The following is a 26,127-nucleotide window of genomic DNA, read 5'->3' as shown; positions in this document are numbered from 1 at the left end:
CAGGGCGTAATGCTTGATAGTAGCTTTCTGATAAGCCTCAGCACCGACGAGCGTCCAGAACATCTTGTTGCCAAGCGCTACTACATGGCGTTCATTGAGCGCGGAGTGCCGATGTTCTTATCCACTATCGCTGTTTGTGAGTACGAGGTTAGGCAGCGAGTGGACGACCTAGGTCTCGAGAATTTTTTGATTCTTCCTTTCAATATTGACGACGCGATCCAAGGTGCTTCGCTTTTCGGAAGGATGCACGCTGCCAGAACAGAGTCGGACGACCGAGTAGCGGTAAAAGACGACGCGAAACTCTTAGGGCAGTGCGTGCTCGCAGGTATTTCCCATTTTGCAACCTCCGATACTAAGTGCGTTAACAGGCTGAATAGTCTCCGGAAATCAGGTGCAGTGACAGGATTGCCGTTGGGGATCAACATTCGGGATGCCTTTAGCACCCTGTGGTTCAATGAGAACAACCAGGTTGGTTTCTTTGATCTGGATGAAGAGCAAAACTGAATGCCCGGGCAGCCTCCCTAGGGTGGCCTTCAATCAGCGTCTCGATAGGGTGGGTTAGATCAATCGTTAGCGGTCGATCAGTTCAGCCGGGCTCCAACTGACGCCGCGCGCAAGCAGAGTGCGCGGAATGAACTAGAAATCTTCGCTGCGCCAGACCTTCAGCACGCGCCCAAACACCTCAAGGTCCATCGTCTCATCAACGACCCAGTCCCTGTAGGCTGGGTTTTCAGAGATAGCCACAAGCCCCTTGCCGGGAACGCGCTGTAGGCGCTTGATAAATCCCTCGTTGCCCACTCTAAAGAAGTACACGGCGTCAAACTCGACCGACTTGACGCTCGAATCGACGATCAGTGGGTCGCCGGAATTGAACATCGGCCGCATGGAGTCGCCAAATCCTGTGACGATACATAGGCTGCTCGCCTGGCTGAAACCACGCAGATTCTTTTCGAGCCACTCTCTGCTCACCTTCCAGCTTTCAATTACTCCAGGTTGCTCCCGTAGCTCTACCCCTGCTGCCCCCCTCGTTCCTCCCGTGTCGTATCGAGCAATAGTAACCAGCGTCCTAGATTCGCCGGTCAGTTGCATAGGTCCCTCGGGTGCCTGACGAGGCTGGCTGCCGTGTTCCTGCATTTGTCTCGCCATGACAGGCGAATCGAGCTCGATGATCTCGCCGCGGGTTTCATGCCACTTTTGCTCCATAGCACGAGCCACTTTCTCTCCAAAAGATTTGCGGCCCGCGAGCATATCGGCGAGCTGCCTATCTGGCTTACCCGTCCATTTAGCGACTTGTGACTGCCCGAAACGCTCAATTAGATACTTGAGATTTTGCTTACGAACGTCGTTGGGTTTGGAATTATTCAACATCGTGGAATTACATCACTGTGTAACCATTTGGTGAATTCACTATTGCGTGTTGATCGGGTTCACCAAACGGTGTATTGTTTCGGTAATGGACAAGCTCAAACACTTTCTGAAGCCTATGACCATCGCGGAACGCCAGGACTTCGCCCGTCGGTGCGGCACCACTTGGCCATTTCTACGCAACATTTCATACGGGCAGCGAGTCCCTGGCGAGAAGCTCTGTGTAGCTATTGACCGCGAATCTCACGGTGCCGTTAGCCGTCGCGACTTGCGCGCGGATTGGGCCGACATCTGGCCCGAGCTGGCGGAGAAGGAGGCCTATCATGCGTAGCTCTAAACAGATCCTTCCTGGCTTGATGTCGTTGGGGCGCTGGTTTGCTTGGTTTCTGCTCGGTCCGGTGGCGCTGGTGGCGTCTCTGATTGCGTTGGTGGTGTTTTGGTGAGCGGGGGTAGCTTGGAGATGCGGGTCAATGCTGGGAGGACGCAGGCAAACACGGCCGTGCTAGCAGTGACCAACAGGATCAGCTGCGTGACAGGTCTTCGCAGAGGAGAGGGTAGCCAATCCGTGCACAACACGATCACTGCTAACGAAATGAAGAATATTTCGGCAGAAATGATCGCGGTCAAGACGAAACGACGCAGTTCCCGATATAGCGGTGGATCCTTCCTCGCAATACCCACCATCCAGACAAAGAATGCTCCCACGGATGTGAACACCACGCTCACTGCGAACTGCATGTCCATCTTGCTCCTCTTCCCGAAACTCGCCGCGGGCGAAAGTAGCCAGTTTACTGAGAGGAACCCTAGTGTCCAGGTTAGCACCCATAGCTCAATGCACCGTCGCGCCGACCGCCTCGGGCGTATCCCCCGCCCGACGGTCCCGCTCCGCACAGAGTTCCTGAAACAGATCCATCGCCGTCTTTTCGCAAGGCTCACCAAATTGCCTGCAGGCGATCGAGTGCGCCTTAGCCAAGAGCTTTTCAGTGTCAGTCATTCGTTCTTCTCCATATTGCCCCGTGGGGTAAATCATGAACACCGAACCAGTATCAGCTAACAGGCAGGAAAGCACCCGCAAGACTGGTGCACGAATTCACGGCGAGGTATTGCGCCGACTTGCAGACGTCACACAGGAGCATGCAGCCGATTGCATGGGCTTGGACGCAAGCACGCTGAGCCGCTTTAAAGATGGCCTGGATCGGTTTTGCATGTTGCTGGCCGCGTTGGGCCTGCAGCTAGCGCCGAGCGACGCGGTAGTGGTGGGCCGCGATGATCTGCATGCACTTAAGCGAATGGCATACAAGTACCTGCAGTCGGAAATCGAGGCAGAGGATCGAATCTGATGCGTTACCCGCTAACTCGATACACCCGCCAGCGTGCGCACCGTGAGATTGCCGCTGCTCCGGATGGTCATCTATTTGCGCCTCCCGTCGAGCCTACCGCCAACCAGCGCACGAAGAACAAGATGTGGGCAATGCTCGGCGACGTTGCTAGGCAAGTCCGATGGCCGGTTAACGGTGAGCTGGTCTACCTGAAAGACGAGGCCTGGAAGGACATTTTCACCGCGGCTCTCAGCAAAGAGCACAGGACTGCCCAGGGGTTGTATGGCGGCGAGGTTCTACTGGGCGAGCACACCAGCAACATGAGTCAGCGCAAGATGGGCGATCTGATCGAGCTGATGTATGCCTGGGGCGCTGAGAACAATGTCGTGTGGTCCGAGCCGATCGACGTGCCGGGGTGGGTCAAATGATGCGCCGCTCACCCCTTGTACGAAAAGCCGCCATCGTGGGCAGCAAGGTTGAACGCACGCTTGGCTTGGGCCACAGGGTAGCTGCCACTCTCGATTTCCTGCGGCCAATTGGCAAAAAGGAATCGAGCGTATTTCGCAGCCGCCAGCACCGCCTGAACGTTGCGACACTGGATTGTGTCCACTGTGGGCGCCAAGGTCGCTCTCAGGCCGCACATTTGAATCTGCTCGCTGCCGGTAAGGGCATGGGCCTGAAGGCTTCTGACGCGCTGATTGTGCCTTTGTGCTGCGATGAGCCTGGGCGCCGCGGCTGCCATCACGCGCTCGATCAAGGCGCTGTCTATGACAAGGCCACTTCTGCAGCACTGCAGATTGGATGGATCCAAGAAACCCGCGCCCAGCTGCGCGCTCTTCGTCAGTGGCCCGAGGCTGCTGAGGCGGACCTTGAGCGGCTGCTGTGCAATTACCTGCGGAGGCCTTCTTATGGCTAACGAATGGCTGCGCCTTTGGCATGACATGCCGAACGATCCGAAGTGGAGAACGGTTGCCCGCGTTTCCGCGCAACCCATCGCACTGGTTCAAGCGGTTTATATGCACTTGCTCGTGGACGCGTCACGCAGTGTCACGCGAGGTCACGTGACTGTCACGACGGAAGATTTGGCGAGCGCGTTGGATGTGACAGAAGACGCAATCGAAGCGATTTTGGCTGCGATGCAGGGTCGTGTGCTGGATGGTCAATACCTGAGTGGATGGGACAAGCGACAACCTAAGCGCGAAGATACAGGCAGCGAGAAAACCGGCGCGAAGTCTGCCGTTCAGAGGAAACGCGATCAGAGAGAACGAGAGCGCTCTGCTGCTCAATTGGATGAGTCACGGCAATGTCACGACGAGTCACGCGAAGTCACGCTAGATAAAGATAAAGAAGAAGATAAAGAAGAAAAGAATACCCCCCTAACCCCCCGCAAGAGGGGGAGCGCATTCGATGCATCGACGATCGATCTGCCTGATTGGCTGGATCAGGAGGACTGGCAATGCTGGGTGTCAGAGCGTAGGGCTCGCAAAAAACCGATCACGGAAGAGGGCGCTCGTCGACAACTGCAGCAGCTCGCCCAGTACCGGACGGAAGGCCATAGACCTGCCGACGTCATTGCCAACAGCATCGCTGGCGGCTACCAGGGCTTGTTTCCTCCGCGTACTCAACCTCGCGCTCGATCGCCTTCCAGGGCGCAGATGATGGCCGACTGGAACGCAGAGCTCGGGGAAGTACTGGCCGAAGGACGCCGCGCGACCGTAATCGACATGGGGACTATCGATGCAACTCACTGATTCCCAAACCACGGCTGGCGCCCTTGTCGTGTCCGAAATGCGGCGGATGTACGGCGCCAAGTTCGGCCAGCAATGGCAAGGTCTGACCCCTCGCGAGCTCAAGGATTCTTGGGACCGAACGCTGGCCGGCTTGACCGAGGCCGAAATCCGTACAGGGTTGCTTGCTTGCCTGTCGCGCGATTGGCCGCCGACACTGCCCGAGTTCCTGCGCCTCTGCCGTCCATGGTTGAATCCAGAGGTTGCATATCACGAGGCAGTCCAGGGTATTTCTTGCCGTCGTCGCGGCGAGATTGGGCACTGGTCGCACCCGGCGATTTACTGGGCGGCGGTGTCCACAGGCACGCATGATTTGTTGAACAGCACGTACAGCACGATTAAGGTTCGTTGGGAGCGCGAGTTCGCCAAAGAGCTGGAGAAAGGAACGTGGCCTTCAATTCCCGAGGTTCGAGAGGCTCTGCCAGGACCCGGCCAGACCATGTCGACGAAAGAGGAGGCAGCCGCCGCGCTCAAGCGCATGGGTGTAGCCGAGATCAAACCTCTCGCCCAAGGCAACAAGGCATGGGCAGAGAAGATCCTAGCCGAACATGAGCGCAAAGGCGGGCAGCGCTACAGCGCTTCTGTCTTAGCAATGGCCAAGCGTGCTTTGGGGATCGAGCTCAACGCGGGGGAGGCAGTATGACAGCCGCCCTATGCAGATGGGAAATGTTGGACCCGCTTAAGGTCCTCCTAAGCAAAGAAGCCGCCCAGCTCAAGCGCACCTGCACGGGGTGTTGCCATGCTGTCAGCCCCTTCGGCGAGCTGGTCATGCGGTGTCTGAAGGGCAAACCCTATGGGAAGAAATGCGCGAAGTACGAGGTGGACCGATGACGGAGACGGGCAGCCGCGGCCGTACGCCCGACGACCTCCTATGGAATTGGGCCCGATGGTGCTGGTCGGGTGAGACGGTCGGAAATATGGCGCGCTATGTCTCGTATGAGGACGACTACCGGCCGATCAACACTGATCACGCTCTGACGGTCCAGGCCCTGCACGAGGCGCTGCCGCACCACGAGCAGATGATCATCATTGCCGAGTACCCGCAGAAGAATGTGAGGTTTGGACATATCGAGACTGCGGCGGGGCGGTGCGCGGCGGCGCGCAGATGGATCGCCGCTGTCACTGGGGTAGCGCTGACTGAGCCTCAGTACAAGCTGTACCTAGGGTTTTTCAAGGAAATGGTGGGGAGGAAGTTGCTTTGAAGTACGCGAAGGAGGTCATTGACCTAATGGCCGCTTATCCTGGGCGGGCATTCCGACTCGGCGACTTGGTACGGCATGTTTCGTATGGCCGGCGGTTAACCCGGCAAGAAAAAACCCGCTTGGAACGTGGCGTACAGCGCGCGATGGCGGCGCTCCAAGAGGTTGGTAGTGTGGTCATTAGTGAACCGCTACCCGGCGGCCATGGGCGGGATTATCAATGGCATGTGATGGATCCGTCACATCATGCTGCCCCATCCGTCACGCAATCAGTCACAATAGCTGCGGGGTAGTGCGCCCGTTATTCGGAGGCCTAGAAGTCCGTGTGGCCCTATCGGGGCATGACGCCGCCAAGCCTGAGGCCGTATGCCCGAATACTCCGTATAAAATTCGCCCTAAGGACTGACATTCCTTAGGGCGTTTCTGCATCGTCACCTGTCCTCAGGCAGGTTTCGCTTTTTTTTTCTTTGCAGTGCCGTTTGCCTGCAATACGTCAGCGAACTCTTGCCACGTGAAAGTTTTGTAGTTCACCTTGCCCGATTTATTCCACCATTCGACAGATCCTTGGCTAAACACCAGTTTGCCAATGCCTTGGATGGTGATTGTGCTATCGGCGCGCTCAATTTCGACAGGCTTACCGAGCTGAAGCTTGATTTGCGGCACGTGAAGGCTCCTCCAGAAGTTACGGAACTTAACGGTATCACGATTTTGATACAGGTGAGGGTGTGAAATCTGGAGCGCTTTCGGGGCGCGCAGTGACCGGACAGGCGCTCGGCATGAATATTCCTGCTACGACATTTGCTTTAGCCGCTCAACCGAAGCAGGTTCTGCTGAGCAATACCACGGCGGTATATCCGGGGGCGGGCCTTCGGAGGGCTAGCGGGTACGCGCGCCTTGGCATAGCGTCGGGCCGTGACTCTCGTGCATCGTCAAAGCGTATCCTGGATGCCCTTGTGGATACCGGGTCAATTCAGGTGAACAGTCGGGCGATGACGCATAGGGTCGTACTAAGAGAACCTCCCGCAGTTCCTTTGTGACAGGTTGACTGCCAAAATGTCCACCGTTTGATTTCTGTCGCTGGCCAACTTTTTCACTGTAATATCTGTGGAATGTGAATTGCGAGCGGACTAATGGCGAAGTTTCAAATTTACAACGTGCAGGTCTTGCCCATTAAGGATGGGGTTAAAGAGATTGGCGTAGCCGGTTATAAAAGACTTTTCCGTTTGCTCGAGTCTTTCAACTTCAAGCATTTGAAGTCAGGGTCCGAGGGCAGCATCCATTTCAGATTGTCCAGTGACGTGTTTATTGGGCCGGACAAAATTAAAACTGCAGCAGGTGTAGTCTACGGAAATTTCGTTCGCTATCGAAAGACGGAAAAGGTAAGAGAACTTGCCTCAAAGAGAACGCTCTATAAGGCAGGCGCAAAAACCGCAGTCTCCGATGCCAACGAATTGGCTTTTGTATTTGACCCACAAAACCATTTGCTTGCAATTGAGGTGGGCGGGAGATTCCCACCCGCAGAGAAATTTTCGGACTGGCTCGCGAACATTCTGACGGGTTCGGCTGGAGATAATTGGCCTGATCACGAGTTGACGGTCAATGTGGTCTCAAATAGTGCGGCGTTGGACGAAGTGTTCAAGACCGCCAAGGCATATAAATATGCTGACATCGAACTTACGTTCTTGAACGGCAGCGACGTCGAAGATATTTTGGACTCGATGAGAGCAGATAGGGTCAGAAAGCTCGAGCTTAAGGCATCAGCCGGGAAATCGGGGACCATGCCTGACCTGCCACCGCTTGTGAAGAGTTTTCTCAAGTATGCCGCAGAAGGTTTAGGAACTGCGATCGTAAGCTTTTTTGTTGAAAGCAAAGCTGGCGATGAGACCAAATTGAGAAAGAAAAAATACGACTCGCGGCAGTCCCCTCTGACCTTTCAAGTTAACAGAACCTCCGCTGACCAGGATCCGACTGACTTTGCCGAGCGAGTGAAGAAGAAGATGCGCTCGGTGTCATCGATTGCTATCCACACGGAGAACCCTTGAGCAACGAGAAAAAAAAATGTTTCAGCGCCTCCTGAGGGTACCGATTCTTAAGACGGTACTTAGAATCGCGAACGCCTATTTCCTTCGAGGTGATTTTGCTTCGAACAAGCGTTTTTCGGGCTTTCGAGCTATCGTCCGGGCGTTGTGGGTGCAAGTCCTTATCTGCGTGACGTTATCGTGTATCGTGAATTGGGACTATTTGCGGGCTCGTTACGACGGAGGTGCCGCAACATTCGTCAAAGAGTCGTTTAGCGCGAAACCCGGCGAACTAATCTTAACAGTGTTGCCTAGTCTACTCGGGTTTGGAATTGGCGTTTATGCTCTCGTGTTCGCACTTACAGCGAAGCTCGTGAGTGAGTTAGGGGCGCGGATTGAAGATGAGAAAAAGCGCGGGAAGTTGAGCTTTGGTTCCGCTTTAGCCCTCAATGCCGACCTAGCATATCCATTACTAGTCTTAGCTCTGACTATTGGCCTTGGAGTCGTCCAACGAGCCATTCCTGATTCCGGGGCTCTTATGCTAGCTTCTTGGATGATGTTCTGGTATTCGCTGATCATGTTGATCGAAATCATCGGCGTGCTTTTTGGGCTTGGCGAGAACTCGCTCTTGGACAAGATGCTCGAGTGTGAGGATGAGTCCACGTAATTCTTTGTGGGCACCTGCTTCAATCAGAATAGCAACCCTTGCGCGACCCGCGTTGCGTTTGCCCCGAAGCTGTGTCCCACTTACTGGGGCATGTCCATCAACAAGTGACAGGAGGTGGGCCAATACGCGCGGGCCATTGGGCCTTGATGAAATGCAGCCTGGTAGCCGGAAGGTCCGCAGGCTTTTATTTGGTATTACTCGGATATGTGCTGGTATTTCACTGAGCCGGGGTCTATGCCAAATGTTCGGAGGCGCGCATCGATATTTTCAAGCTCCCCATGAGGCTCATCAACAATTAGCAACTCAAGCTTGTATGCCAGTTCACGCTTGGCCTGAAGGTCGCTAGAAATCGAGCCGTTGACAAGAGCCATACCTTTATCGCCGTTTAGCTTTGTATAGCTGATTTGAGTCTTCACGTTTTCCTCCGGTTTTGCGGGAGATCCGCATTTCAAACGTAGCACATTCAGCTTTATAGGCTGGATCGATCGCTGCGCGCTGGCGTGTCGATTGCCCAGATCGGCCCACATCGGACATCCAAACCGCCAGGTCGCCGGCCACACCGTGCGCCACTGCCCAGTCAAGCCGGTAAGTCGCCTAGAGTACTCTGGTGGCGTTCCAAATCGTTGCCCATATCGCTGGAGGCTAACTCATGTTGATAAGGGCGTGCCCGAATTATCGATGTGAATCTCGGGGAGGTCGGGAAAAGTTGTCTTCGTGTGGCCGGGACCGCCCTGCGACATAAAACGCCTCTTGTTCATCACCGTCTCAGGGTATGCGGAGACGGGGGCAATGCCCGCCAGACTATTTGAGCAGGTCTGAAGGCCCAACCCGGTCAACCTAAGCATTTGCGTTGCGCCGATTTTTCGAGTTTTCTCAAGCCAACCCATCTTAAGCCAGTAGCCGACCGCACTTGGACTCATGAGTGCAGTTAGCACGTCTCGGCGCATTTCTGAGCCATCTAGGTTGTCTGTGTTTCCTTGAGCCAGATGAAACGCTGCAAGTGTGCGCGCTCTTCCATCGGGGGTCAGGTGCTTCTCGTACTTCCCGGGCATGAAAAAAGTCGGCATTAATCGCTCCTGAGGCGAGTCGGTAACGAGAACAATTTAGCCTAATTGGATTACTTATGGCGCTAAACAACAAACAGCGCCGTTTCGTGGAAGAGTATCTCGTTGATCTCAACGCCACGCAAGCGGCGATAAGGGCGGGGTATTCCCCTAAGACTGCGGGGCAAATCGGGGACGAAAACCTTAAAAAACCTCAGATTGCTGCCGCCGTCCAAGAAGCCCAGGCTGAGCGCTCGAAGCGCACCGAAATCACCCAGGACATGGTGTTGCGTGAGCTGGCCAAGATCGGCTTCAGCGATATCCGCAAACTAGTCCGGTGGGGGAAAACCGAGCTACGGGTGGCTGGCGCCGAGGAAGACGGAGCGACGGAGGTGCATCACGGGCTGGCGCTGGTCAGCGTTGACGATATAGACGACGACACAGCCGCCGCGATTGCCGAGATCTCCGAAGGGCGGGAAGGATTGAAGGTGAAGCTCCACGACAAGAAGGGCGCGCTGGTCGATATCGGACGCCACCTTGGCATGTTCAAGGATCGCATTGAGCATTCTGGCCCGAATGGAGGCCCGATTCCGATAGCAGAAATGACAGATGAGCAACTCGCAGCTATCGCCGCAGGAGGCCGCGCGTGAATTGTTGATTCGTAGGCGGGCGCGATCCAGCATCTTGGATTATGCGAACGCCATCGATGTCCCTGGCAAACCCGTCGACGGAGAGGACCCGGACACGGAGTTTTTCCGACCCATCGAAACGACGATGGCGGACCATCACCGTCTGCTGCTGACTAAGCTGAAAGAAACCAGCGAGCGCCGGCATGGTCGCATGATGGTTTTCATGCCGCCTGGCTCTGCTAAGAGCACCTATGCATCGGTCGTCTTCCCATCCGCCTTCCTAGGCGAGAAGGGCAACCGGCGGTTGATCCTGGCGAGCTATGGGGACGACCTCGCCCGCAAGATGGGCCGCCGCACGCGAGCGATCGTTAAGCAGCCGCGGTACCGAGGGATCTGGGGAGCAGGCCTGACGAGCGAGTCCTCGGCCGCCCAAGAGTTCGCCCTATCAAACGGTAGCGAGTACATCGCCTGCGGCATCTTGGGTGGCGTTACCGGCAACCGGGCCCACGGAATCATCATCGACGACCCGATCAAGGGCCGTGAGCAAGCTAACTCTGAGACGATCCGCAAAAAGACGTGGGATGCGTATGAGGACGACTTAAAGACGCGGCTGATTCCCGGCGGCTGGATCGTGATCATCCAAACCCGCTGGCACGAGGACGACCTTTCGGGGCGGATCTTGCCTGACGGCTGGGCAGGCGAGAGCGGTCTGATCCGCTGCAAAGACGGCAATGACTGGGAGGTCTTGTGCCTGCAGGCGCGCTGTGAGGTCGATTGTGACCCGCTTGGACGAAAAAGGGGTGAATACCTCTGGCCCGAATGGTTCGATCTCCAGCATTGGGCGCAGTTCGAGAGCAACGCGCGCACGTGGTCGTCGCTGTACCAACAGCGGCCGACGCCGCTAGACGGCGACCTCTTCAGGCCCGATCAGATACAGGTAATCGACGCGCTCCCCGCTGCTCGCATTGACTGGGTGCGCGGGTGGGACTTCGCCAGTACCGAGGGTGACGGCGATTACACCGCCGGCGCTAGGCTCGGGCGACTGCCGACGGGCCAGTACGTGATTGGCGATATGGTGCGCGGCCAGTGGGGGCCCGATCGCCGCGATAAGGCACTCGTGAACACCGCAGGGCTGGATGGCCGACAGGTGCGCATCAGCATCCCGCAAGACCCTGGGCAGGCCGGCAAGACACAGGCGCTGTACCTGACCCGGCAACTGGCCGGGTACCGCGTCCATACCTCGCCTGAATCGGGGGACAAGGTGACGCGCGCCGAGCCGTTCGCCGCGCAGGTGAACGTGGGCAACGTGCTCATGGTGCGCGGAGCGTGGAACAGCGCCCTGGTGGAAGAGCTGCGCACGTTCCCGAACGGCACGTTCGATGACCAAGTGGACGCGCTATCGCGCGCCTTTAGCGAACTGATAACCCGACCCTCTATGAAGATCAGCGCCAGTGCGCTGAGTAAAGCATGAGCAAACACACTACCGAACAATCCCCGGCGCACATGCGAATTTCGATGATGGCGCTGGCGCTGGCGGCGCAATCGGCTGGTGTCGATCTCATGCGCAAGGCGGCGCGCCCCAAGCTGCTGCCTGGGGTGGTGCCAGAGAGTGTCGCCATGGCTCAAGACACCGCGCTGTTGCCGGTCTACGACTACGCGAACACCGCCGGTTCTGGTGTGGGCTTCATCGGCTACCCGGAACTGTCAGCCCTGGCGCAGCGCCCAGAGTATCGCAAGATGTCGGAGGTCATCGCCAAGGAAATGACCCGCAAGTGGATCGTGCTGGAGTCCACCGGCGACGATGACAAATCGGACAAGATCAACGCGATCGAAGCCGAAATGCGCCGGTTGCGCCTGCGCCGCGTGTTCCGCGAGGCAGCCGAGTTGGATGGCCAATTCGGACGCGCCCAGGTGTACATCGAGGTCAAGAAGTCAGATGGCACCCTGGCCAGCACCGACCCGGCAGAGCTACAGGCGCCGCTGATCCGCTCCCCCGCCAAGATCGGCAAGGGCGCTCTGGTCGGCTTCAAGGTGATCGAACCCGTCTGGACATCCCCGAACGACTACAACACCGACAACCCCATGTCGGCGCACTTCTACCGGCCAACGTCTTGGTTCGTGCTGGGCAAGCTGGTCAACCATAGCCGTCTGCTCAACTTCGTCGGCCGGCAGGTGCCTGACCTGCTGAAGCCGGCCTACAACTTTGGCGGACTGTCTCTCACACAGATGGCCCTGCCGTATGTGGAGAACTGGTTGCGCACGCGGCAGAGCGTGAGCGATCTGATTGCTGGCTTCTCGGTGCCGGTGCTGAAGACCAACCTGACCTCCATCCTGGGTGGCGACGACGGTAGCGATGTTTTTCAGCGCCTGGAATTGTTCAACCGGATGCGCAACAACCGGGGCGCCTGGGCGATCGACAACGACACCGAGGAATTTAATTTCGAGAACGTTCCGCTGTCCGGGCTGGATGCGCTGCAGGCGCAATCGCAGGAGCAGATGGCGTCCGTGTCGGGCATTCCGCTGGTCAAACTGCTGGGGATCACCCCGGCGGGCCTGAACGCCAACAGTGATGGCGAAATTCGCGTCTTCTACGACTACATCGAAAGCCTGCAAGAAGATGTGTTCCGCGACAACTTGCAGACGTGCCTCGAAGTCATCCAGCTCTCGCTCTACGGCGAAATCGACCCAGACATCAGCTTTTCCTTCGCGCCGCTGTACCAGCTTTCCGATCTGGAGCGCGCGCAGGTGCGCAAGACCGACGCCGACACGGACGCCGTGTATGTCGGTGCCAACGTTCTCTCGCCCGATGAGGTGCGCGGTCGGCTGGTCAACGACCCCGGCAACAACTATCACTCGCTAGAGGATAACTCTGATTGCGATGACGAGGACGAAGAGGACGATGACCTACTCGACCTGAGCGACGCACGATGACCGAGCCACGCAAGCGCCTGACTTCACCGTCTGGCAAGGACATCGTGCTGACCGCGGTTCGACCCAATGCGGGGGTAGCGGCCCTGTACACAAAGCGTTTGACCAAGATGGTAGATGGCATGCACCGGGCCGTTTTACGCAGTGTGCGGGCCATCTACGAGGCTCTGCCACCCGAATTGGCCCAGGATGAAAGCCCGGCAATGGCCTTGGCCAACGAAATGCGCCGACTCGCTCGGAAATGGCTCGGGCGTTTTGAAGAGGAAGGCCCAAAGCAAGCACGGCGATTCGCCCGCGAGGCGCAGCGCAGCACCGACGCTTCCATGGCCGCACGGCTGCGCGATCAAGGCTTCTCGGTGCAGTTCAAGGTGACCGCCGAAATGAACGACGCCTATCAGGCGGTCGTCGCGGAGAACGTCGGGCTGATCCGATCCATCGCGGAGCAACACCTTCAGCGCGTCCAAGGCTCGGTCATGCGATCGGTGTCCACCGGGCGCGACCTGGAGACGCTGGCGAAGGACATCGAGAAGCGGTACCGACTGACGCGCAAGCGAGCCGGGTTCATCGCCAGGGATCAGAACAACAAGGCTACCGCTGTCATCACGCGAGTTCGGCAGGAGGGACTGGGGATCACCCATGCCCGATGGCGGCACTCACGCGCGGGCAAACAGCCGCGCAAATCCCATCTGCAAGCGGATGGGGAGATTTATGAGGTGGCTCGCGGCATGTTCCTTGATGGGAAGTGGATACGACCCGGCGAGGAACCAAACTGCCGCTGCGTTTCGCAAAGCATCATTCCAGGGTTCGAGTGAACATGAAGCATAAAAGCCAGGAGGGGTTGGCGTTTGACCGCGCGAGTGTTCGCACGGTCGATCAGGACGGGCGGCTGCATGTCGCCATCACCAACATCAGCAAGGCCACTGTTAACCCGTACCGCGGCAGTGAAATCCCTGACTGGGAGCAGTTGGGCCTGCATCCTGATCGCATTTATCAACTGCTGCGCGACCCGAAAGAACTGGAGGCCGCCGCCTCAACATTCAACAACATTCCGCTGTTGAACCGACACGTTCCAGTTTCGGTGGATGAGCCGCAACACGATCTGGTTGTCGGCTCCACAGGTACGGATGCGGTATTTGAAGCGCCATATCTGAAGAATTCCCTCGTCGTTTGGGACGCCGTAGCGATTGCCGGCATCGACACCGCGCAGCAAAAGGAACTGTCCTGCGCCTATCGGTACCGGGCCGACATGACCCCCGGCGTCTATGAGGGCACCCCTTATGACGGGGTGATGCGTGACCTTCGCGGCAACCACGTCGCGTTGGTTGAGGTGGGGCGAGCGGGCCCCGATGTCGTCGTCAGCGACAGCAATCCATTCCACAACTCGGAGTATCCGAACATGAAACACAGCAAGACAGCCATTGCAGTCGCTGGCGCACTTCGGGCCTACCTTCGCCCGAAGCTTGCTCAGGACGCAAAGATTGGCGACCTAGGCCCTATCGTTCGCGGATTGACACCCAAGAACATCAGCATCGAGAAGCCGCGCTTGCTCCGTGCAGTGCAGTCCCGTATGCAAGGCAAGTTGGCCCAAGACGCCGATCTCGAAGACTTGGCCCAGGTGATCGACACCTTCTGCGATGAGAAGGAAGACACGACCCTGGCCGGTGACGATGAGGCCGACGTCGATCCCGCCGACCCTCAAAAAGAAGCCCTGGCCACGGACGACGAGTTGATGGGCAAGCTGCGCGAACTGATCGCCGCCAAGCTAGGTGAGGAAGAAGCTGAGCGCGTGATGACCGCGCTGGGCGAACCCACCTCGGCCAATGACTCCGACCCCGACCCGGACAACCCGAAGGACCCTGAAATGGTATCCAAGACCGCCATGGACGCAGCCCTCAAGAAGGCTGCCGACGAGGCAACCGTCGCCGCTGTGCAGCGCCTGCAGGCCATGCACACCGCCGAGAAGGAAGTTCGCTCCCTGGTTGGTGAAGTCGCCGCCATGGACTCGGCTGAGGCCGTGTACAAGTTCGCACTGGACTCTCGGGGCGTCGATCTGACCGGCGTTCACCCCTCGGCTTTCCGTTCGCTGGTCAAGATGCTGGTCAGCCAGGAAAGCACCCCCTCTAAACCCGCTGTTGCCATGGACTCCGCTGTCGTGAAGACCTACGACGCGAAGTACAACGCCAACCGCCTGATTCGGAGCTAAGAACATGGGATTCCAACAAATCGTTTACGACGAACCGGCAGCCGCTGTTGAAGGCGACTTCGCAAGCAGCAACCCGCGCTTCGTGGCCTTGGCTGGCCCCGAGGGTTTCGTCTCGGGCGGCAACGCCGGCGGCGGTACCTCTGGCTGCGTGGTGGGCCGTTTCGCCTGGGCGAACGCCGCGGGCGTGGTCACCAATGGCGGTACCGGCGCACCGACTGGCTTCGTTCACCGGGAACAGCAAGCCGTGATTACGGCGTGGCTGAATGAATCCACGATGGTCATCCCAGCCGGTCTGCCGGTCACGGTCTACTCGGGCGGTGACTTCTGGGCCAAGACGGAGACAGTCGCCACTGTTGGCCAGAAGGTGTTTGCGTCCAACACGACGGGCGCCATCAAGACCGGAGCGGCTGGCGCAACCGTCTCCGGCCACACCGAAACTCGCTGGGTCGTCTGCACGGCAGGGGCAGCCAACTCCCTCATCAAGATTTCCTCGAACACGCAGGGGTAATACATGCGTAACCAAGAACTTTCTCTGCTGGAGCGCGACTTCGGCATCGTCCTCAATGGCGTCGTCGACTTCGTTCCTGAAGAAGTCCGTCGCGGCGGTCTGGCCATGGACGCGGCTGGCCCACTCGTTACGGTCAGCAACTCGGGCATTCCCGCGTATCTGGCCAACTACGTTGACCCGGAGCTGGTGCGCGTGTTGGTCACGCCCATGAAGGCTGCCGAAATCATCGGTGAGTCGAAGAAGGGCGACTGGACGACTCTGACTACGACTTTCCCTGTGGTCGAGTCCACCGGCGAAGTCAGCGGCTACGGCGACTACAACACCAACGGTCGCTCGGGTGCCAACCTGAACTTCCCGCAACGCCAGTCCTACCACTACCAGACCATCACCGAATGGGGCGAGCGTGAGTTGGAAATGGCAGGTCTGGCCCGCGTGAACTGGGCCGGCGAACTGAATGTGGCTTCGGCCCTGGTACTCAACAAGTTCCAGAATGCCAGCTACTTCTTCGGCATCGCGGGCTTGCAGAACTATGGCCTCCTGAACGACCCGAACCTGAACGCGGCGATTTCGCCGGACGCCGCCGGCACCAGCAACGGCACGACCTGGGCAACCAAGGACGCCACGGCGATCTTCGGTGATGTGAAGAAGCTGTTCGGCAAGCTTCAGACTCAAATGGGCGGCAACGTGGACATGCAAAGCAAGATGACGCTGTGCATGTCGCCCACGACCGAGGTTCACCTGACGACGACGAACCAATACAACGTCAACGTCTACGACCTGCTGAAGAAGAACTTCCCGAACCTGCGCATCGAAACCGCTGTTCAGTACAGCACCGCCAGCGGCGAACTGGTGCAGTTGATCGCTGACGAGGTGGACGGCACCACGACCGCCTTCGCGGCCTTCACCGAGAAGCTGCGCGCTCACGCCATCGTGCGCGAAACCAGCAGCTTCAAGCAGAAGAAGTCGCAAGGCACCTGGGGCGCGATCATCCGTCGCCCTGCCGCCATCGCCCAACTTCTCGGCGTCTAACCGCGGGGCAATACCCACAACACGGCCCGCTTCGGCGGGTCGTTTCATTTCAGGATCAAAGAATGGCTACCGTTAACGTCGCTTGCAAACTGCCCCACGGCCTGATTATCGAACTGCCGGGACACCCAGCCGTGGAACTGGCTGGGGCTAACTCGCGCTCCGCTGTTGCCGGCTTCGGCATGACGAAGGTGGACAAGGAATTCTTCGACCGCTGGGCCAAGGCATATGCCGACTTCCCGCCGGTCAAGCGCGGTCTGATCTTCGCTCAGGAGCGTGAGGAATCCGCACGCAAAGAGGCCGCCGAGAAGGAAAAGGAAAAATCCGGTTTCGAGGGCATTGATCCCGAGAGGCCCGCGCCCGGCATCAAGGCCGAGAACTACGAAGGCAAGAGCAAATAAGCTATGGCTATCGTCACATTCTCACCGGTGGATTTTCGTGCGGCGTATCCGGGCTTCGCCACGCTCTCTGATGCGCAGTTGAACAACGCTTTCCTGCTCTCGACGCTGTACCTGCGCAACACGGACAGCAGCCCGGTTTCGGATGTGACGATTCGCGCAACGCTGCTCAATCTTCTGACCGCGCACATTGCCGCGCTTAACTACGGCGAGAACGGGGCGCCGCCCAAAGACCTCGCGGGTCGCGTCAGTTCGGCGAGCCAGGGATCGGTAAGCGTAACCCTGGATCCGCTGCCTTCAAGCCCTGGAATCGGCTGGTTTTACCAAACCCGGTACGGCGCTCAGTACTGGGAGGCAACCGCGCCTTACCGCGTGGCCCGGTACGTGCCCGGGCGACTGACTCGGAGCTACTGACATGGCATCGTTTACCGGAGGCCGTGCGCTCGAAGCAAAGCTCGAGGAAATTGCGCGGAAGGTCAGCAGCGCCGGGACGCTGCGGGTGGGATTTCTGGAGGGGGCCACCTATCCAGACGGAACGCCCGTGCCGTACATCGCCGCGCTCAACGAGTTTGGTGACCTGGCACACAACCAGCCGCCGCGGCCATTCTTCCGGAACATGATTGAGGAAAAGTCCCGCAGCTGGGGCGGCGCGTTCGGCAAGATCGCCAAGGCGAGCGACTACGACATGGACGCGACCCTTGGCCAGATGGGCGAGGGCATCAAAGGACAGTTGCAACAGTCGATCACTGATCTGACGACGCCAGCCCTGGCACCCAGCACTGTCCGGGCCAAGGGCTTTGACAAGCCGCTGATCGACACCGGCCACATGCAGAACAGCGTCGATTATGAGGTGAACCAATGAACCTTCTCGGAGCGGCTTTCCCGCTGGTGTCGTTGGTCAACAGGCCGGTCACGGCAACGGTCAAGTACAGCACTGGCTATCGGATGGGGCCGGGCGCTCGGCAGGTGCCGGAGTACGCCACGGTCGAGGGCGTCCGGGTGGATGTCCAGCCGCTTTCCAGTAGCGACCTGAAGCTGTTGGATGGCCTGAATATCCAGGGCGTCCAGCGGGCGATCTATATGTATGGCGACACCCAAGGCGTTGACCGACCTGCCTCAAAGGGTGGCGACCTCATCGTGATCGGCGCGGATACGTGGAAAGTGGTGGCCGTGCTGGAAACCTGGGCCAACTGGTGCAAGGTCGGCGTGACTAAGCAGATGGATACCCCATGACGATCAGCGTCACCGAAGATCAGATGATGGATGCCCTCGCAGCCTTTCTGCGCGGCATCACAGGCCTGTCGGAGGGGCATGTCGTGCGGGGGTTGGCCAACAGGGTGGCAACACCCAAGGGCGACCACATCGTTGTCACACCGATCCGGGCCGATCAACTTTCTACAGCGCGAACGACCTACAACGACCCCTGGCCAGCCAGTGCGGGCACGATGACCGTGCATCGTCCCGTTCGATGGTCGGCCCAGGTGGATTGCTATGGGGTCGCCGCGCACGATCACGCTGTCGCGGCCGCGATGATGCTGCGAACGGACTACGCCTGTCAGCAGTTTGCATCGCTGGCCGCGCAGCCGCTGGACGCCTCCGATCCGCTCATGACGCCGTTTCAAAGTGGGGAGCATGAGCATGTGGAGCGGTGGACTTTCAACGCCACGTTCCAGGCAAATATGGCCCTGACAGTGGCGCAACAGTTTGCCGACACCCTGGCGGTGGGCGTCATCAACGTAGATGTCGCCCATCCGCCCGCTGCTTAACCCCTCCCATCCCATTCCGGTTCCACAGCCTGCCACCCAGCGGGCTGGGAACGCTCATGGAGCAATGTAATGTCTATCCCTGCCTCGCAAATCGTATCGGTCATCCCCGGCGTCATCGGTGCCGGTGGCATGGCCTTGGATATGAACGGCCTGATCCTGACCGGCAATACCGCCGTTCCTGTCGGGACTGTTCAGAAATTCTCCACGCCTGAAGATGTGGCCGACTTCTTCGGAGCGACTTCGGACGAAGCCGCCTTGGCCAACGTCTACTTCAATGGCTTCAACAACTCGACCAAGCGCCCTGGCGCTCTGCTGTTCGCTCAATACCCGGATGCCGCGGTAAGTGGCTATCTGCGCGGCGGCTCGCTGCGATCGATGACCCTGACCCAGTTGAAGGTGCTGACCGGCACACTGACGGTTTCTGTGGATGGCGCTTCTGTCACCTCCAGCACGATCAAGCTGACCTCGGCAACCAGCTTTTCGGCTGCGGCAACCGCGATTCAATCTGCCTTCTCGGGCAACGCGCTGACGGTGACGTACGACGCCCAGCGCGCGGCCTTCGTGATCGCATCCAAGACCACCGGCGCGGCGAGCTTGGTTTCCTTCGCTACGGGCACGCTGGCGGCGCAGCTGCGCTTGACGCAAGACACTGGCGCTGTGGTCTCGGCTGGTGCGCCCGCCGCGACGCCTGCCGCCGCGATGAATGCCATCGAACGCATTACTCAGAACTGGGTTGCATTCACCACGCTGTTCCCGCTGGACACGGCTGGCCACATGGGATTCTCCGAGTGGGTCAACGCGAAGGGCGACCGCTACGTGTACGCCGGCTGGGACAACGACATTCAGGCCGAGGCCCAAGGCAGCACGACCACCTGGGGCGCACAACTGAAGGCGGGCAAGTACAGCGGCTCGGTGCCGTGCTACTACCCGAACGCGCAACTCTCAGCCTTCGTACTGGGCGCGATCGCCAGTATCGACTTCATGCGCCGCAATGGTCGTATCACCCTGGCTTTCAAGGGGCAGGATGGCTTTGTGCCGAACGTGACCGACGCAACTGTGGCCACGACCCTGAAGGACAACGGCTACAACTTCTACGGCGACTACGCGACCGCGAACGACCAGTTCCAGTTCTTCTACCCCGGCCAGATCAGCGGCAAGTGGCAGTGGATCGACACCTACGTCAACCAAGTCTGGTTGAACAACGCGCTGCAACTGGCGCTGGTGTCGTTGCTGACGAGCGTGAACAGCATTCCGTACAACACCGAGGGCCGCGCGCTGATCGACGCTTCCTGCTTAGATCCGATTCAGGATGCCGTGAACTTCGGCGCGATGCGGGCAGGCGTGCGGCTGTCGAACTCGCAGAAGTCGCAGATCAACTCGGCTGCCGGCCTGGACATCTCCAACGTTCTCCAGACTCAGGGCTATTACCTGCAAGTGCTTGATGCCACGCCGCAGGTACGCGCTGCGCGAGGCACCCCGCCCATGACCCTCTGGTACATGGATGGCGGTTCCGTCCACAACATCAACCTGGCCTCTATCGCCGTTCAGTAAGGAAAGACCATGGCAACTATCACTAGCGCCAACTCGGTACTCATGCTTGCCATCAGCAGCGTGTACCCGGCACCTCAGAAGATAGAGGGCTATGCGACTGACGACGCCTTTGCTTCGGACGCCGTGACCCCGGCAGTTGCTGTTATGGGCGTGGACGGTCGCCTGTCGGCGGGCTACACCCCGGTACCGACCGTGCAGACGATCACGCTGCAAGCCGACTCGCCTTCGCTCTTTCTGTTTGAAACGTGGGCGTCAGCTATGGAGGCCGCGAAGGAAGTCTTCTTCGCCAGCGGCACCCTGTACCTGCCGTCGATTGACCGTAAGTTCACGCTCATCAACGGCGTTCTCACGCAGCTCCAGCGTTTCCCCTCGGCTCGCAAGACTCTCGAGCCGATGGCCTACCAAATCACCTGGGAAAGCGTGATCCCCACGCCTGCACAATAAGATGGCCCGCAAAGAACAGACCATAACCATCACAGCCGAAGGCAGGGACAAGGGTAAAACCTTCGTGATTACTGAGCTTTCGGCCTACGACGCAGAGGATTGGGCGGGCCGCGCATTGTTCACGCTGATGAATTCGGGGGTGGAGATCCCCGATTCGATCGCGTCTGCCGGCCTAGCCGGTGTCGCGGCGGTCGGCCTGAAGACGCTGGCCAAAGTCCCCTACGAAGCGGCTAAACCGCTGCTCGATCGAATGATGGACTGCATCGAAATCCAGCCAAGCCCCAAGGTGCGTCGCGCCTTGGTGCCGGACGACATTGAGGAAGTAGCCACGCTGCTCACGCTGCGCAAAGCTGTCCTGAGCCTGCACCTGGATTTTTTTACAGCCGCCGCCGGATCGACTTCGGAGTAAGGCCACCCCTGTCGGGCGGTGGCGGCCTCATCCAGTGCGCCAATGTCCCGGCGAGCATCGCGGCAGTCCTCATTCGACATCCCGCGATGCTCTACGACCTGCAAACCCGCTATGGCGCAGAGGATTTGTACAACCTGTTGGAAGTGATGTCCGTGGACGCTCACAACCAACGGGTCCTTCATGAGAGAAAACCTTAAATGGCGACCGTCATAGACGCGCTGGTTGTCACCCTCGGACTAGACGCCAAGGCATTCAAACAGGATCAGCGCGAAGCGACTGCATCCCTGAAGCACACCGCGACCGACGCGGCTAAGGCGGCCAGGGATATCGAGGCGCGTGGCAGGCAAGCCACGGCTACCTTCGGCTCCTGGCGCAGGGAAGTGGTAGGGCTGCTCGCGCTGTTTACGGCGGGCGTCGGCATCCAACAGTTCACTAAGAACACGTTGGCCAGCGCCATTTCGCTCGGGCGTATGTCCTCCAACCTGGGCGTGGGCGTCGACCAACTGCAGGCGTGGCAACGCGCCGCAGAGCGGGCGGGCCTGTCGGTTGGTGGGATGAACGCCTTGCTGCACGACACGGCCAGCGCGGTCAACCAGCTTCGGCTTGGCCAAGGTCTGAACGAGCAAGCGCGGCAATTCCTGCTGGCTGGTGGCTCGGTGGAGGATTTGCGCGACGCCAACGCCTACCTGACCGCCCGCGCCAAGATCGTTCGGGAGTTCTACCAGCGCGACCCATCCAAGGCGCTGTACGTCGCGCAGCAACTTGGCATCACCGAGGAACAGTTCAACCTGCTCAAGCAAGGGCCGAGCGCGATTCAGGCGCTGGTGGAGGCGCAGAAGCAGCGTTTAGCCATCACCCGCGAGGACGCCGAACAAGCCACACGGCTTAACAACCTGTGGCTCGACCTGCGCGACACCTATACGGCGGTCGGCACGAAGGTCGTGATCGCGCTGATCCCGGTCTTCGAGCGGCTGATCGAGAAGGGCAAGCAACTCGGGGACAAGGTGTTGGCCAACCGCGACGCCATCGTGGCCTGGGTGGATCGGGCGGTCGATGCGATCGGAAAATTCGTGACCATGGCCGACAGGGCTGCCGACTCGGTTGGCGGCTGGCAGAACGTGCTGATCGCGCTGGCTGGCCTAAAAATCCTGTCCATGGTCGGGCCTTTGCTGTCCGTCGCTGGCGCTTTGGCGCAGATCGGCGCGGCACTGGTCACGCTCGGCGGCTCAGCCGCGTCGGCGGGCATCGCGGCGCTGGGCGCGGCGGGCGCGGCTGTGGTGGGCGGCGTGGCACTGGCCACCTACAGCAGCAGCCTCAACGATGGCGAGAGCGAGACAGTCGCCGCGCTGAATGGTGGGGCCAACCCGAAAGGGGCCGACATGGTTCGCGCCATGGAGGGCATGGGCTACAAGCGCGAACATGCTGTTGGCATCGTGGCCAACCTAGTGGCTGAAAGCTCGCTGAACCCGGCGGCTGTTGGCGACGGTGGCCGTGCCTACGGCCTGGCGCAATGGCACCCTGACCGGCAGGCGAATTTCAAGCGCGTGTTCGGGAAGGACATCAAAGGCTCAACAGTGGAGGAACAACTCAAGTTCATCGACTGGGAGCTGCGCAACACCGAGCGCAAAGCCCGCGAGAAGCTGCTCGCGGCCACCACGCCGCAACAGGCAGCCGATGCCTTCCGCGTCCACTACGAGCGGCCCGACCCGAAGAATGCCGCGCGCGATGGAGCGATCCGACGCGGGCAGGCTGGCGCATTGCACAGCGAGCTATACCGCGACGATCTGGATCGGACAGGCAATTACACCGACCGGCTCACACCGACCTCGGGAATGATCCCGATTGGCCCGCCCACCACGACCAACACGACCAACACAGAGACCAACATTACCGGCCCCATCACGATCAACACGCAGGCGACCGATGCCCAAGGCATCATGCGCGACCTGCAAGTGATGATGCCGGGACGCAACCTCAACGCTGCGCAGGCAAACTCAGGCTTGCGATAAACCATGCCCCTGATTCAGTTTCCTGACGTTCCGAAAGTGCCGGGCGTCTCATCGGTGCTGCGTAGCGCAACCCTCGCTGTTGCTGCGACCGACCCGGCGGCTGCACTCGCGGCCATCGTTGACCTTGTGCTTGGTGGGCAGACCTGGGGCATCTTCGACCGGAACGGCCAAGTCGCGCTCGAGTTCGATTCGTTCCTGGACATCCGGCACCAAAGCTTTGCGCGGATCGCCACCCATCCGGTGGAGGACGGCGGTTTCGTCAGCTACAACAAGGTGTCGCTGCCGAGTCGGAACGGGGTGCGTATTTCGCACTCGGGAACCAAGTCGTCTCGCGAGGCGCTGCTGACCGCTGTTGATGCGCTGGTCAAGAGTGTTGAGCTCTATTCCATTGTCACCCCGGAAGTGACGTACGCCTCGGTCAACCTGACAGGCTACGCCTACGAGCGCACGACGCACAACGGCGTCAGCCTGTTGGTAATTGACCTGCATTTTGAGGAAGTCCGTACCGTGGCCTCGGCTCTGTTCACGCAGACCGTAGACCCGAGTGGCGCGAGGGAGGTGAGTAACGGTCAGGTTCAGGCGTTCCCGATTCCAGACAGCACGATCACGACGCGGGAGTTGCTATGAGACAGATTCCTCTCAGCCTGGATCCGAACCAATCCCTCGGCGTGGTGCTAGGCGGCCAAAACTGCAAGATTCGCCTCGCCCAGCGATCCACTGGGCTTTACCTCGACCTCTTCGTAAACGACGCGCCGGTGGTGCAGAGCGTCCTGTGTCGGGATCGGGTCAAAATCGTCCGTGGCGAGCATTTGGGCTTCGTTGGTGAATTGGTATTCATCGACCGATTTGGACGCTTAGACCCCGATTACTCAGGTCTTACGGGGCGCTTCGCGTTGGTTTATATCGAGGCGCATGAGCTATGACCACCCTGGAGAAGCGACGCATCCAAACGACGATCACCCTGGGCGAAGGCCAGTTCGGGGAGGGCAAAGGCAGCGAGGTCGTGCTGAGCGGGTACCGGGCGACTGTCTTGGTGGAGCAGATTTCCACCGACAAGCAGGCGTCCCTTCAGATGGTCATTTACGGCCTGCCTTTGGACATGATGAACCGGCTGACCTGCATCGGTCCAGTGATGTCCCAGGTTCGATTCAACGGGATCACTGTCACCGCCGGTACCGACGGTGCCATCCTTGGCACTGTCTACCAGGGCACCATCACGCAGGCGTGGGCCGATCTGTCCGCAATGCCGGATTCCAAGCTGAACATCGTGGCCCAGGCCGCGTACATCGACGCGATCAAGCCGGTACCAGCGTCCAGCTTCAAGGGTGCGGTTGCGGTTGATCAGATCATGTCCGGCCTTGCCGCGCAGATGGGGCTGGCCTTCGAGAACAACGGCGTCTCGGTCAAGCTGTCCAACCCGTATTTCCCCGGCACTGCCTACGATCAGGTTCGCGCCTGCGCCAAAGCTGCCGGGATCAGCTTCATCATCGACCGCGGCGTATTGGCCATCTGGCCGATGAACAGCGCCCGCGCAGAAGGCCCGATCCGCGTGGCGCCGGACACCAACCTTGTTGGCTTCCCGGCATTCACGGCCAGCGGCATCGTCCTGACCACCTTCTTCGAGCCAAACATCGCGGTAGGCAAGCGCGTCGAAGTCGATTCAGCGCTGCAAGTCGCTGCCGGCGAGTGGATTGTCTACAACTGTTACCACTACCTTGAATCGGAGACCCCGGGTGGGAAGTGGTTCACCCAAATGATCTGTCAGCGACCTTATGGCAAATGAACAATTCGGCTATGCGGGGCATCAGCAGCCATTCAGCGGAGCCGACGACTTCACGGCGATGATGTTCGTGATCTGGCAGCAGTTGTCGCGGGTGGGGACATCCATGCCCGTTCGAGTGGAGGCTGTCACCAACAGTGGCGGTCTGTCGCCGGTCGGCTTCGTGGACATCCTGCCCCTGGTTCATCAGGTGGATGGGGAGGGCAATGCCACACCGCACGGCACGATCCACCACGTTCCGTACCTGCGCGTCCAAGGCGGCACCGACGCCGTAATCATTGACCCGAAGGTGGGCGACCTCGGCATCGCCGTTTTCGCCAGCCGCGACATTTCATCGGTCAAGGCCAACAAAGGGCCGTCGACCCCTGGATCGCGGCGGCTGTTCGACATGGCCGATGGCATGTACCTGGGCGGCATCCTGAACGGGACACCCGCGCAGTACGTGCGCTTCCACAGCGGCGGCATAGAAGTCCACTCGCCATCGAAGGTGAGCGTCACCGCACCCACCATCGAACTGGTGGCGGATAACAAGGTTCTGCTGTCCGCGCCCATGGTGGAGATTGATGGCCAGCTCTCGCAAGGCAACGGCCCGAACGGCGGCGACGCTTCGATGAACGGCCCGCTGCGAGTGACCGAGGATGTCATCGCCAAGGGTGTCAGCACGGCGCACCACGATCACGGCGGCATTCAACCCGGCAGTAGCGACACCAACCCACCGAACCCGATATGAGAACCCTTCTACTAGACCGCACCGCCTGGGACTTGGTTTTGGATTCGTCGGGCAACATCGCCCTAGCGACCGAGCCATACGCCTGCGCTCAAGATGTCGCCAGTGCCATCCGACTGTTCGCCGGGGAAATGTATTACGACACCGCCAAAGGCGTCCCATATTGGATGGAGATTCTGGGGCACAGACCTTCCTTGTCGCTCGCGGCGGCGCACATCGTCAAGGCAGCCGAGGCTGTCCCTGGTGTGCGCTCGGCTGTTTGCACCTTCACCGAGTTTACGGATCGCGCCCTGAAGGGCCGTGTCGTAATAACCCTGGATGACGGGACGACGCAAGTTGTCTCGTTCTGAG

Annotated in this window: 35 protein-coding genes; 30 read left to right on the top strand and 5 right to left on the bottom strand. The window is 59.4% G+C overall.

What is annotated here, in order from left to right; genetic code table 11:
* The first annotated feature begins 9 nt into the window (after positions 1-9).
* On the top strand, positions 10-504 hold the full coding sequence (locus GOQ28_RS14840; protein WP_160356998.1) for a hypothetical protein: 495 nt from the start codon (positions 10-12) through the stop codon (positions 502-504).
* 132 nt (positions 505-636) lie between these two features.
* On the opposite strand, the gene GOQ28_RS14835 is transcribed toward GOQ28_RS14840, so the two are convergent.
* On the bottom strand, positions 637-1,368 hold the full coding sequence (locus GOQ28_RS14835; protein WP_160356997.1) for a S24 family peptidase: 732 nt from the start codon (positions 1,366-1,368) through the stop codon (positions 637-639).
* Between the two features lie 826 nt (positions 1,369-2,194).
* Positions 2,195-2,359 carry a hypothetical protein gene (locus GOQ28_RS18550; protein ID WP_202109729.1) on the bottom strand — a complete coding sequence of 55 codons (165 nt, stop codon included), beginning with the start codon at positions 2,357-2,359 and terminating at the stop codon, positions 2,195-2,197.
* 34 nt (positions 2,360-2,393) lie between these two features.
* Between GOQ28_RS18550 and GOQ28_RS14825 the strand changes: the two genes are divergently transcribed.
* The 6 genes from GOQ28_RS14825 (at position 2,394) to GOQ28_RS14800 (ending at position 5,673) form a co-directional block, all read left to right on the top strand.
* Positions 2,394-2,705 carry a CII family transcriptional regulator gene (locus GOQ28_RS14825; protein ID WP_160356995.1) on the top strand — a complete coding sequence of 104 codons (312 nt, stop codon included), beginning with the start codon at positions 2,394-2,396 and terminating at the stop codon, positions 2,703-2,705.
* Positions 2,705-3,112 carry a recombination protein NinB gene (locus tag GOQ28_RS14820; protein WP_160356994.1) on the top strand — a complete coding sequence of 136 codons (408 nt, stop codon included), beginning with the start codon at positions 2,705-2,707 and terminating at the stop codon, positions 3,110-3,112. The genes GOQ28_RS14825 and GOQ28_RS14820 overlap by 1 nt, the downstream gene beginning before the upstream one ends.
* Complete coding sequence (locus GOQ28_RS14815; protein ID WP_160356993.1) at positions 3,109-3,600, top strand: hypothetical protein; 492 nt, start codon at positions 3,109-3,111, stop codon at positions 3,598-3,600. The genes GOQ28_RS14820 and GOQ28_RS14815 overlap by 4 nt, the downstream gene beginning before the upstream one ends.
* Positions 3,593-4,435, top strand: a complete 843-nt coding sequence (locus GOQ28_RS18545; protein ID WP_202109728.1) for a hypothetical protein — start codon at positions 3,593-3,595, stop codon at positions 4,433-4,435. The genes GOQ28_RS14815 and GOQ28_RS18545 overlap by 8 nt, the downstream gene beginning before the upstream one ends.
* Positions 4,422-5,114 carry a hypothetical protein gene (locus GOQ28_RS14805; RefSeq protein ID WP_160356992.1) on the top strand — a complete coding sequence of 231 codons (693 nt, stop codon included), beginning with the start codon at positions 4,422-4,424 and terminating at the stop codon, positions 5,112-5,114. Before GOQ28_RS18545 ends, GOQ28_RS14805 begins: the two co-directional genes overlap by 14 nt.
* A gap of 160 nt (positions 5,115-5,274) precedes the next feature.
* The gene (locus GOQ28_RS14800; RefSeq protein ID WP_236844356.1) at positions 5,275-5,673 is read left to right on the top strand and encodes a hypothetical protein; all 399 of its coding nucleotides are present in this window, start codon (positions 5,275-5,277) and stop codon (positions 5,671-5,673) included.
* A 438-nt stretch (positions 5,674-6,111) separates the two neighbouring features.
* Here the strand turns inward: GOQ28_RS14800 and GOQ28_RS14795 are convergent, their stop codons facing one another.
* Positions 6,112-6,333 carry a hypothetical protein gene (locus GOQ28_RS14795; protein ID WP_160356991.1) on the bottom strand — a complete coding sequence of 74 codons (222 nt, stop codon included), beginning with the start codon at positions 6,331-6,333 and terminating at the stop codon, positions 6,112-6,114.
* Positions 6,334-6,800: 467 nt separating this feature from the next.
* Between GOQ28_RS14795 and GOQ28_RS14790 the strand changes: the two genes are divergently transcribed.
* Together GOQ28_RS14790 and GOQ28_RS14785 are read left to right on the top strand one after the other, a co-directional pair.
* Complete coding sequence (locus tag GOQ28_RS14790; RefSeq protein ID WP_160356990.1) at positions 6,801-7,712, top strand: DUF4747 family protein; 912 nt, start codon at positions 6,801-6,803, stop codon at positions 7,710-7,712.
* Between the two features lie 16 nt (positions 7,713-7,728).
* Positions 7,729-8,355 (top strand): hypothetical protein, encoded by a 627-nt coding sequence (locus GOQ28_RS14785; protein ID WP_160356989.1) that lies wholly within the window; start codon positions 7,729-7,731, stop codon positions 8,353-8,355.
* A 194-nt stretch (positions 8,356-8,549) separates the two neighbouring features.
* On the opposite strand, the gene GOQ28_RS14780 is transcribed toward GOQ28_RS14785, so the two are convergent.
* Complete coding sequence (locus GOQ28_RS14780) at positions 8,550-8,882, bottom strand: hypothetical protein (RefSeq protein ID WP_202109742.1); 333 nt, start codon at positions 8,880-8,882, stop codon at positions 8,550-8,552.
* Positions 8,883-9,002: 120 nt separating this feature from the next.
* Entirely contained in the window at positions 9,003-9,422 is a 420-nt protein-coding gene (locus GOQ28_RS14775) for a hypothetical protein (protein ID WP_160356988.1), read from the bottom strand.
* 56 nt (positions 9,423-9,478) lie between these two features.
* On the opposite strand from GOQ28_RS14775, the gene GOQ28_RS14770 reads away from it, so the two are divergent.
* The 21 genes from GOQ28_RS14770 to GOQ28_RS14670 all read left to right on the top strand — a co-directional run bounded on the left by GOQ28_RS14770 (position 9,479) and on the right by GOQ28_RS14670 (position 26,126).
* A complete protein-coding gene (locus GOQ28_RS14770) occupies positions 9,479-10,048 on the top strand; it encodes a terminase small subunit (RefSeq protein ID WP_160356987.1) in 570 nt (189 codons plus the stop codon).
* Positions 10,008-11,498, top strand: a complete 1,491-nt coding sequence (gene terL, locus GOQ28_RS14765; protein WP_160356986.1) for a phage terminase large subunit — start codon at positions 10,008-10,010, stop codon at positions 11,496-11,498. Before GOQ28_RS14770 ends, terL begins: the two co-directional genes overlap by 41 nt.
* A gap of 44 nt (positions 11,499-11,542) precedes the next feature.
* Positions 11,543-12,958, top strand: coding sequence for a DUF1073 domain-containing protein (locus GOQ28_RS14760; RefSeq protein WP_160356985.1), 1,416 nt, complete (start codon positions 11,543-11,545; stop codon positions 12,956-12,958).
* Positions 12,955-13,767 carry a phage head morphogenesis protein gene (locus GOQ28_RS14755; protein WP_202109727.1) on the top strand — a complete coding sequence of 271 codons (813 nt, stop codon included), beginning with the start codon at positions 12,955-12,957 and terminating at the stop codon, positions 13,765-13,767. The genes GOQ28_RS14760 and GOQ28_RS14755 overlap by 4 nt, the downstream gene beginning before the upstream one ends.
* A 2-nt stretch (positions 13,768-13,769) precedes the next feature.
* Entirely contained in the window at positions 13,770-15,158 is a 1,389-nt protein-coding gene (locus tag GOQ28_RS14750) for a DUF2213 domain-containing protein (RefSeq protein WP_160356984.1), read from the top strand.
* Positions 15,159-15,162: 4 nt separating this feature from the next.
* A complete protein-coding gene (locus GOQ28_RS14745; RefSeq protein ID WP_160356983.1) occupies positions 15,163-15,666 on the top strand; it encodes a structural cement protein Gp24 in 504 nt (167 codons plus the stop codon).
* A 3-nt stretch (positions 15,667-15,669) separates the two neighbouring features.
* Entirely contained in the window at positions 15,670-16,695 is a 1,026-nt protein-coding gene (locus GOQ28_RS14740) for a major capsid family protein (protein ID WP_160356982.1), read from the top strand.
* 62 nt (positions 16,696-16,757) lie between these two features.
* Positions 16,758-17,093 (top strand): hypothetical protein, encoded by a 336-nt coding sequence (locus tag GOQ28_RS14735; protein ID WP_160356981.1) that lies wholly within the window; start codon positions 16,758-16,760, stop codon positions 17,091-17,093.
* A 3-nt stretch (positions 17,094-17,096) separates the two neighbouring features.
* The gene (locus tag GOQ28_RS14730; protein ID WP_160356980.1) at positions 17,097-17,504 is read left to right on the top strand and encodes a DUF4054 domain-containing protein; all 408 of its coding nucleotides are present in this window, start codon (positions 17,097-17,099) and stop codon (positions 17,502-17,504) included.
* 1 nt (position 17,505) lies between these two features.
* Positions 17,506-17,952 carry a hypothetical protein gene (locus tag GOQ28_RS14725; RefSeq protein WP_160356979.1) on the top strand — a complete coding sequence of 149 codons (447 nt, stop codon included), beginning with the start codon at positions 17,506-17,508 and terminating at the stop codon, positions 17,950-17,952.
* On the top strand, positions 17,949-18,323 hold the full coding sequence (locus GOQ28_RS14720) for a hypothetical protein (RefSeq protein ID WP_160356978.1): 375 nt from the start codon (positions 17,949-17,951) through the stop codon (positions 18,321-18,323). Before GOQ28_RS14725 ends, GOQ28_RS14720 begins: the two co-directional genes overlap by 4 nt.
* Positions 18,320-18,856 (top strand): phage neck terminator protein, encoded by a 537-nt coding sequence (locus tag GOQ28_RS14715; RefSeq protein ID WP_160356977.1) that lies wholly within the window; start codon positions 18,320-18,322, stop codon positions 18,854-18,856. The genes GOQ28_RS14720 and GOQ28_RS14715 overlap by 4 nt, the downstream gene beginning before the upstream one ends.
* A 69-nt stretch (positions 18,857-18,925) precedes the next feature.
* A complete protein-coding gene (locus tag GOQ28_RS14710) occupies positions 18,926-20,407 on the top strand; it encodes a DUF3383 domain-containing protein (RefSeq protein ID WP_160356976.1) in 1,482 nt (493 codons plus the stop codon).
* A gap of 9 nt (positions 20,408-20,416) precedes the next feature.
* The gene (locus tag GOQ28_RS14705) at positions 20,417-20,851 is read left to right on the top strand and encodes a phage tail fiber protein (RefSeq protein WP_160356975.1); all 435 of its coding nucleotides are present in this window, start codon (positions 20,417-20,419) and stop codon (positions 20,849-20,851) included.
* A 1-nt stretch (position 20,852) separates the two neighbouring features.
* Positions 20,853-21,260 carry a hypothetical protein gene (locus GOQ28_RS14700; protein ID WP_160356974.1) on the top strand — a complete coding sequence of 136 codons (408 nt, stop codon included), beginning with the start codon at positions 20,853-20,855 and terminating at the stop codon, positions 21,258-21,260.
* Positions 21,261-21,457: 197 nt separating this feature from the next.
* Positions 21,458-23,269 (top strand): phage tail tip lysozyme, encoded by a 1,812-nt coding sequence (locus GOQ28_RS14695; RefSeq protein ID WP_160356973.1) that lies wholly within the window; start codon positions 21,458-21,460, stop codon positions 23,267-23,269.
* Positions 23,270-23,272: 3 nt separating this feature from the next.
* Positions 23,273-23,896, top strand: a complete 624-nt coding sequence (locus tag GOQ28_RS14690) for a phage baseplate protein (RefSeq protein ID WP_160356972.1) — start codon at positions 23,273-23,275, stop codon at positions 23,894-23,896.
* Entirely contained in the window at positions 23,893-24,192 is a 300-nt protein-coding gene (locus GOQ28_RS14685; protein WP_160356971.1) for a phage baseplate plug family protein, read from the top strand. Before GOQ28_RS14690 ends, GOQ28_RS14685 begins: the two co-directional genes overlap by 4 nt.
* A complete protein-coding gene (locus tag GOQ28_RS14680) occupies positions 24,189-25,052 on the top strand; it encodes a baseplate hub protein (RefSeq protein WP_160356970.1) in 864 nt (287 codons plus the stop codon). The genes GOQ28_RS14685 and GOQ28_RS14680 overlap by 4 nt, the downstream gene beginning before the upstream one ends.
* A complete protein-coding gene (locus GOQ28_RS14675; RefSeq protein ID WP_160356969.1) occupies positions 25,042-25,779 on the top strand; it encodes a Gp138 family membrane-puncturing spike protein in 738 nt (245 codons plus the stop codon). Before GOQ28_RS14680 ends, GOQ28_RS14675 begins: the two co-directional genes overlap by 11 nt.
* Positions 25,776-26,126: a hypothetical protein gene (locus GOQ28_RS14670; protein ID WP_160356968.1), complete on the top strand. Its 351-nt coding sequence runs from the start codon at positions 25,776-25,778 to the stop codon at positions 26,124-26,126. The genes GOQ28_RS14675 and GOQ28_RS14670 overlap by 4 nt, the downstream gene beginning before the upstream one ends.
* Position 26,127 lies beyond the last annotated feature (1 nt).

Origin of the sequence: Bordetella sp. 02P26C-1 (assembly GCF_009763255.1) — a bacterium.
In the GTDB taxonomy this organism is placed as follows: Bacteria; Pseudomonadota; Gammaproteobacteria; order Burkholderiales; family Burkholderiaceae_B; genus Bordetella_A.
This window is presented reverse-complemented; position numbering and strand designations above follow the sequence as displayed.

Bases quoted from the DNA above. Each gene is read 5' to 3' on its own strand.
- GOQ28_RS14840 (WP_160356998.1), top strand. From the start codon at position 10: ATGCTTGATAGTAGCTTTCTGATAAGCCTCAGCACCGACGAGCGTCCA.
- GOQ28_RS14835 (WP_160356997.1), bottom strand. From the start codon at position 1,368: ATGTTGAATAATTCCAAACCCAACGACGTTCGTAAGCAAAATCTCAAG.
- GOQ28_RS18550 (WP_202109729.1), bottom strand. From the start codon at position 2,359: ATGACTGACACTGAAAAGCTCTTGGCTAAGGCGCACTCGATCGCCTGC.
- GOQ28_RS14825 (WP_160356995.1), top strand. From the start codon at position 2,394: ATGAACACCGAACCAGTATCAGCTAACAGGCAGGAAAGCACCCGCAAG.
- GOQ28_RS14820 (WP_160356994.1), top strand. From the start codon at position 2,705: ATGCGTTACCCGCTAACTCGATACACCCGCCAGCGTGCGCACCGTGAG.
- GOQ28_RS14815 (WP_160356993.1), top strand. From the start codon at position 3,109: ATGATGCGCCGCTCACCCCTTGTACGAAAAGCCGCCATCGTGGGCAGC.
- GOQ28_RS18545 (WP_202109728.1), top strand. From the start codon at position 3,593: ATGGCTAACGAATGGCTGCGCCTTTGGCATGACATGCCGAACGATCCG.
- GOQ28_RS14805 (WP_160356992.1), top strand. From the start codon at position 4,422: ATGCAACTCACTGATTCCCAAACCACGGCTGGCGCCCTTGTCGTGTCC.
- GOQ28_RS14800 (WP_236844356.1), top strand. From the start codon at position 5,275: ATGCGCGAAGTACGAGGTGGACCGATGACGGAGACGGGCAGCCGCGGC.
- GOQ28_RS14790 (WP_160356990.1), top strand. From the start codon at position 6,801: ATGGCGAAGTTTCAAATTTACAACGTGCAGGTCTTGCCCATTAAGGAT.
- GOQ28_RS14785 (WP_160356989.1), top strand. From the start codon at position 7,729: ATGTTTCAGCGCCTCCTGAGGGTACCGATTCTTAAGACGGTACTTAGA.
- GOQ28_RS14780 (WP_202109742.1), bottom strand. From the start codon at position 8,882: ATGTGGGCCGATCTGGGCAATCGACACGCCAGCGCGCAGCGATCGATC.
- GOQ28_RS14775 (WP_160356988.1), bottom strand. From the start codon at position 9,422: ATGCCGACTTTTTTCATGCCCGGGAAGTACGAGAAGCACCTGACCCCC.
- GOQ28_RS14770 (WP_160356987.1), top strand. From the start codon at position 9,479: ATGGCGCTAAACAACAAACAGCGCCGTTTCGTGGAAGAGTATCTCGTT.
- terL (WP_160356986.1), top strand. From the start codon at position 10,008: ATGAGCAACTCGCAGCTATCGCCGCAGGAGGCCGCGCGTGAATTGTTG.
- GOQ28_RS14760 (WP_160356985.1), top strand. From the start codon at position 11,543: ATGATGGCGCTGGCGCTGGCGGCGCAATCGGCTGGTGTCGATCTCATG.
- GOQ28_RS14755 (WP_202109727.1), top strand. From the start codon at position 12,955: ATGACCGAGCCACGCAAGCGCCTGACTTCACCGTCTGGCAAGGACATC.
- GOQ28_RS14750 (WP_160356984.1), top strand. From the start codon at position 13,770: ATGAAGCATAAAAGCCAGGAGGGGTTGGCGTTTGACCGCGCGAGTGTT.
- GOQ28_RS14745 (WP_160356983.1), top strand. From the start codon at position 15,163: ATGGGATTCCAACAAATCGTTTACGACGAACCGGCAGCCGCTGTTGAA.
- GOQ28_RS14740 (WP_160356982.1), top strand. From the start codon at position 15,670: ATGCGTAACCAAGAACTTTCTCTGCTGGAGCGCGACTTCGGCATCGTC.
- GOQ28_RS14735 (WP_160356981.1), top strand. From the start codon at position 16,758: ATGGCTACCGTTAACGTCGCTTGCAAACTGCCCCACGGCCTGATTATC.
- GOQ28_RS14730 (WP_160356980.1), top strand. From the start codon at position 17,097: ATGGCTATCGTCACATTCTCACCGGTGGATTTTCGTGCGGCGTATCCG.
- GOQ28_RS14725 (WP_160356979.1), top strand. From the start codon at position 17,506: ATGGCATCGTTTACCGGAGGCCGTGCGCTCGAAGCAAAGCTCGAGGAA.
- GOQ28_RS14720 (WP_160356978.1), top strand. From the start codon at position 17,949: ATGAACCTTCTCGGAGCGGCTTTCCCGCTGGTGTCGTTGGTCAACAGG.
- GOQ28_RS14715 (WP_160356977.1), top strand. From the start codon at position 18,320: ATGACGATCAGCGTCACCGAAGATCAGATGATGGATGCCCTCGCAGCC.
- GOQ28_RS14710 (WP_160356976.1), top strand. From the start codon at position 18,926: ATGTCTATCCCTGCCTCGCAAATCGTATCGGTCATCCCCGGCGTCATC.
- GOQ28_RS14705 (WP_160356975.1), top strand. From the start codon at position 20,417: ATGGCAACTATCACTAGCGCCAACTCGGTACTCATGCTTGCCATCAGC.
- GOQ28_RS14700 (WP_160356974.1), top strand. From the start codon at position 20,853: ATGGCCCGCAAAGAACAGACCATAACCATCACAGCCGAAGGCAGGGAC.
- GOQ28_RS14695 (WP_160356973.1), top strand. From the start codon at position 21,458: ATGGCGACCGTCATAGACGCGCTGGTTGTCACCCTCGGACTAGACGCC.
- GOQ28_RS14690 (WP_160356972.1), top strand. From the start codon at position 23,273: ATGCCCCTGATTCAGTTTCCTGACGTTCCGAAAGTGCCGGGCGTCTCA.
- GOQ28_RS14685 (WP_160356971.1), top strand. From the start codon at position 23,893: ATGAGACAGATTCCTCTCAGCCTGGATCCGAACCAATCCCTCGGCGTG.
- GOQ28_RS14680 (WP_160356970.1), top strand. From the start codon at position 24,189: ATGACCACCCTGGAGAAGCGACGCATCCAAACGACGATCACCCTGGGC.
- GOQ28_RS14675 (WP_160356969.1), top strand. From the start codon at position 25,042: ATGGCAAATGAACAATTCGGCTATGCGGGGCATCAGCAGCCATTCAGC.
- GOQ28_RS14670 (WP_160356968.1), top strand. From the start codon at position 25,776: ATGAGAACCCTTCTACTAGACCGCACCGCCTGGGACTTGGTTTTGGAT.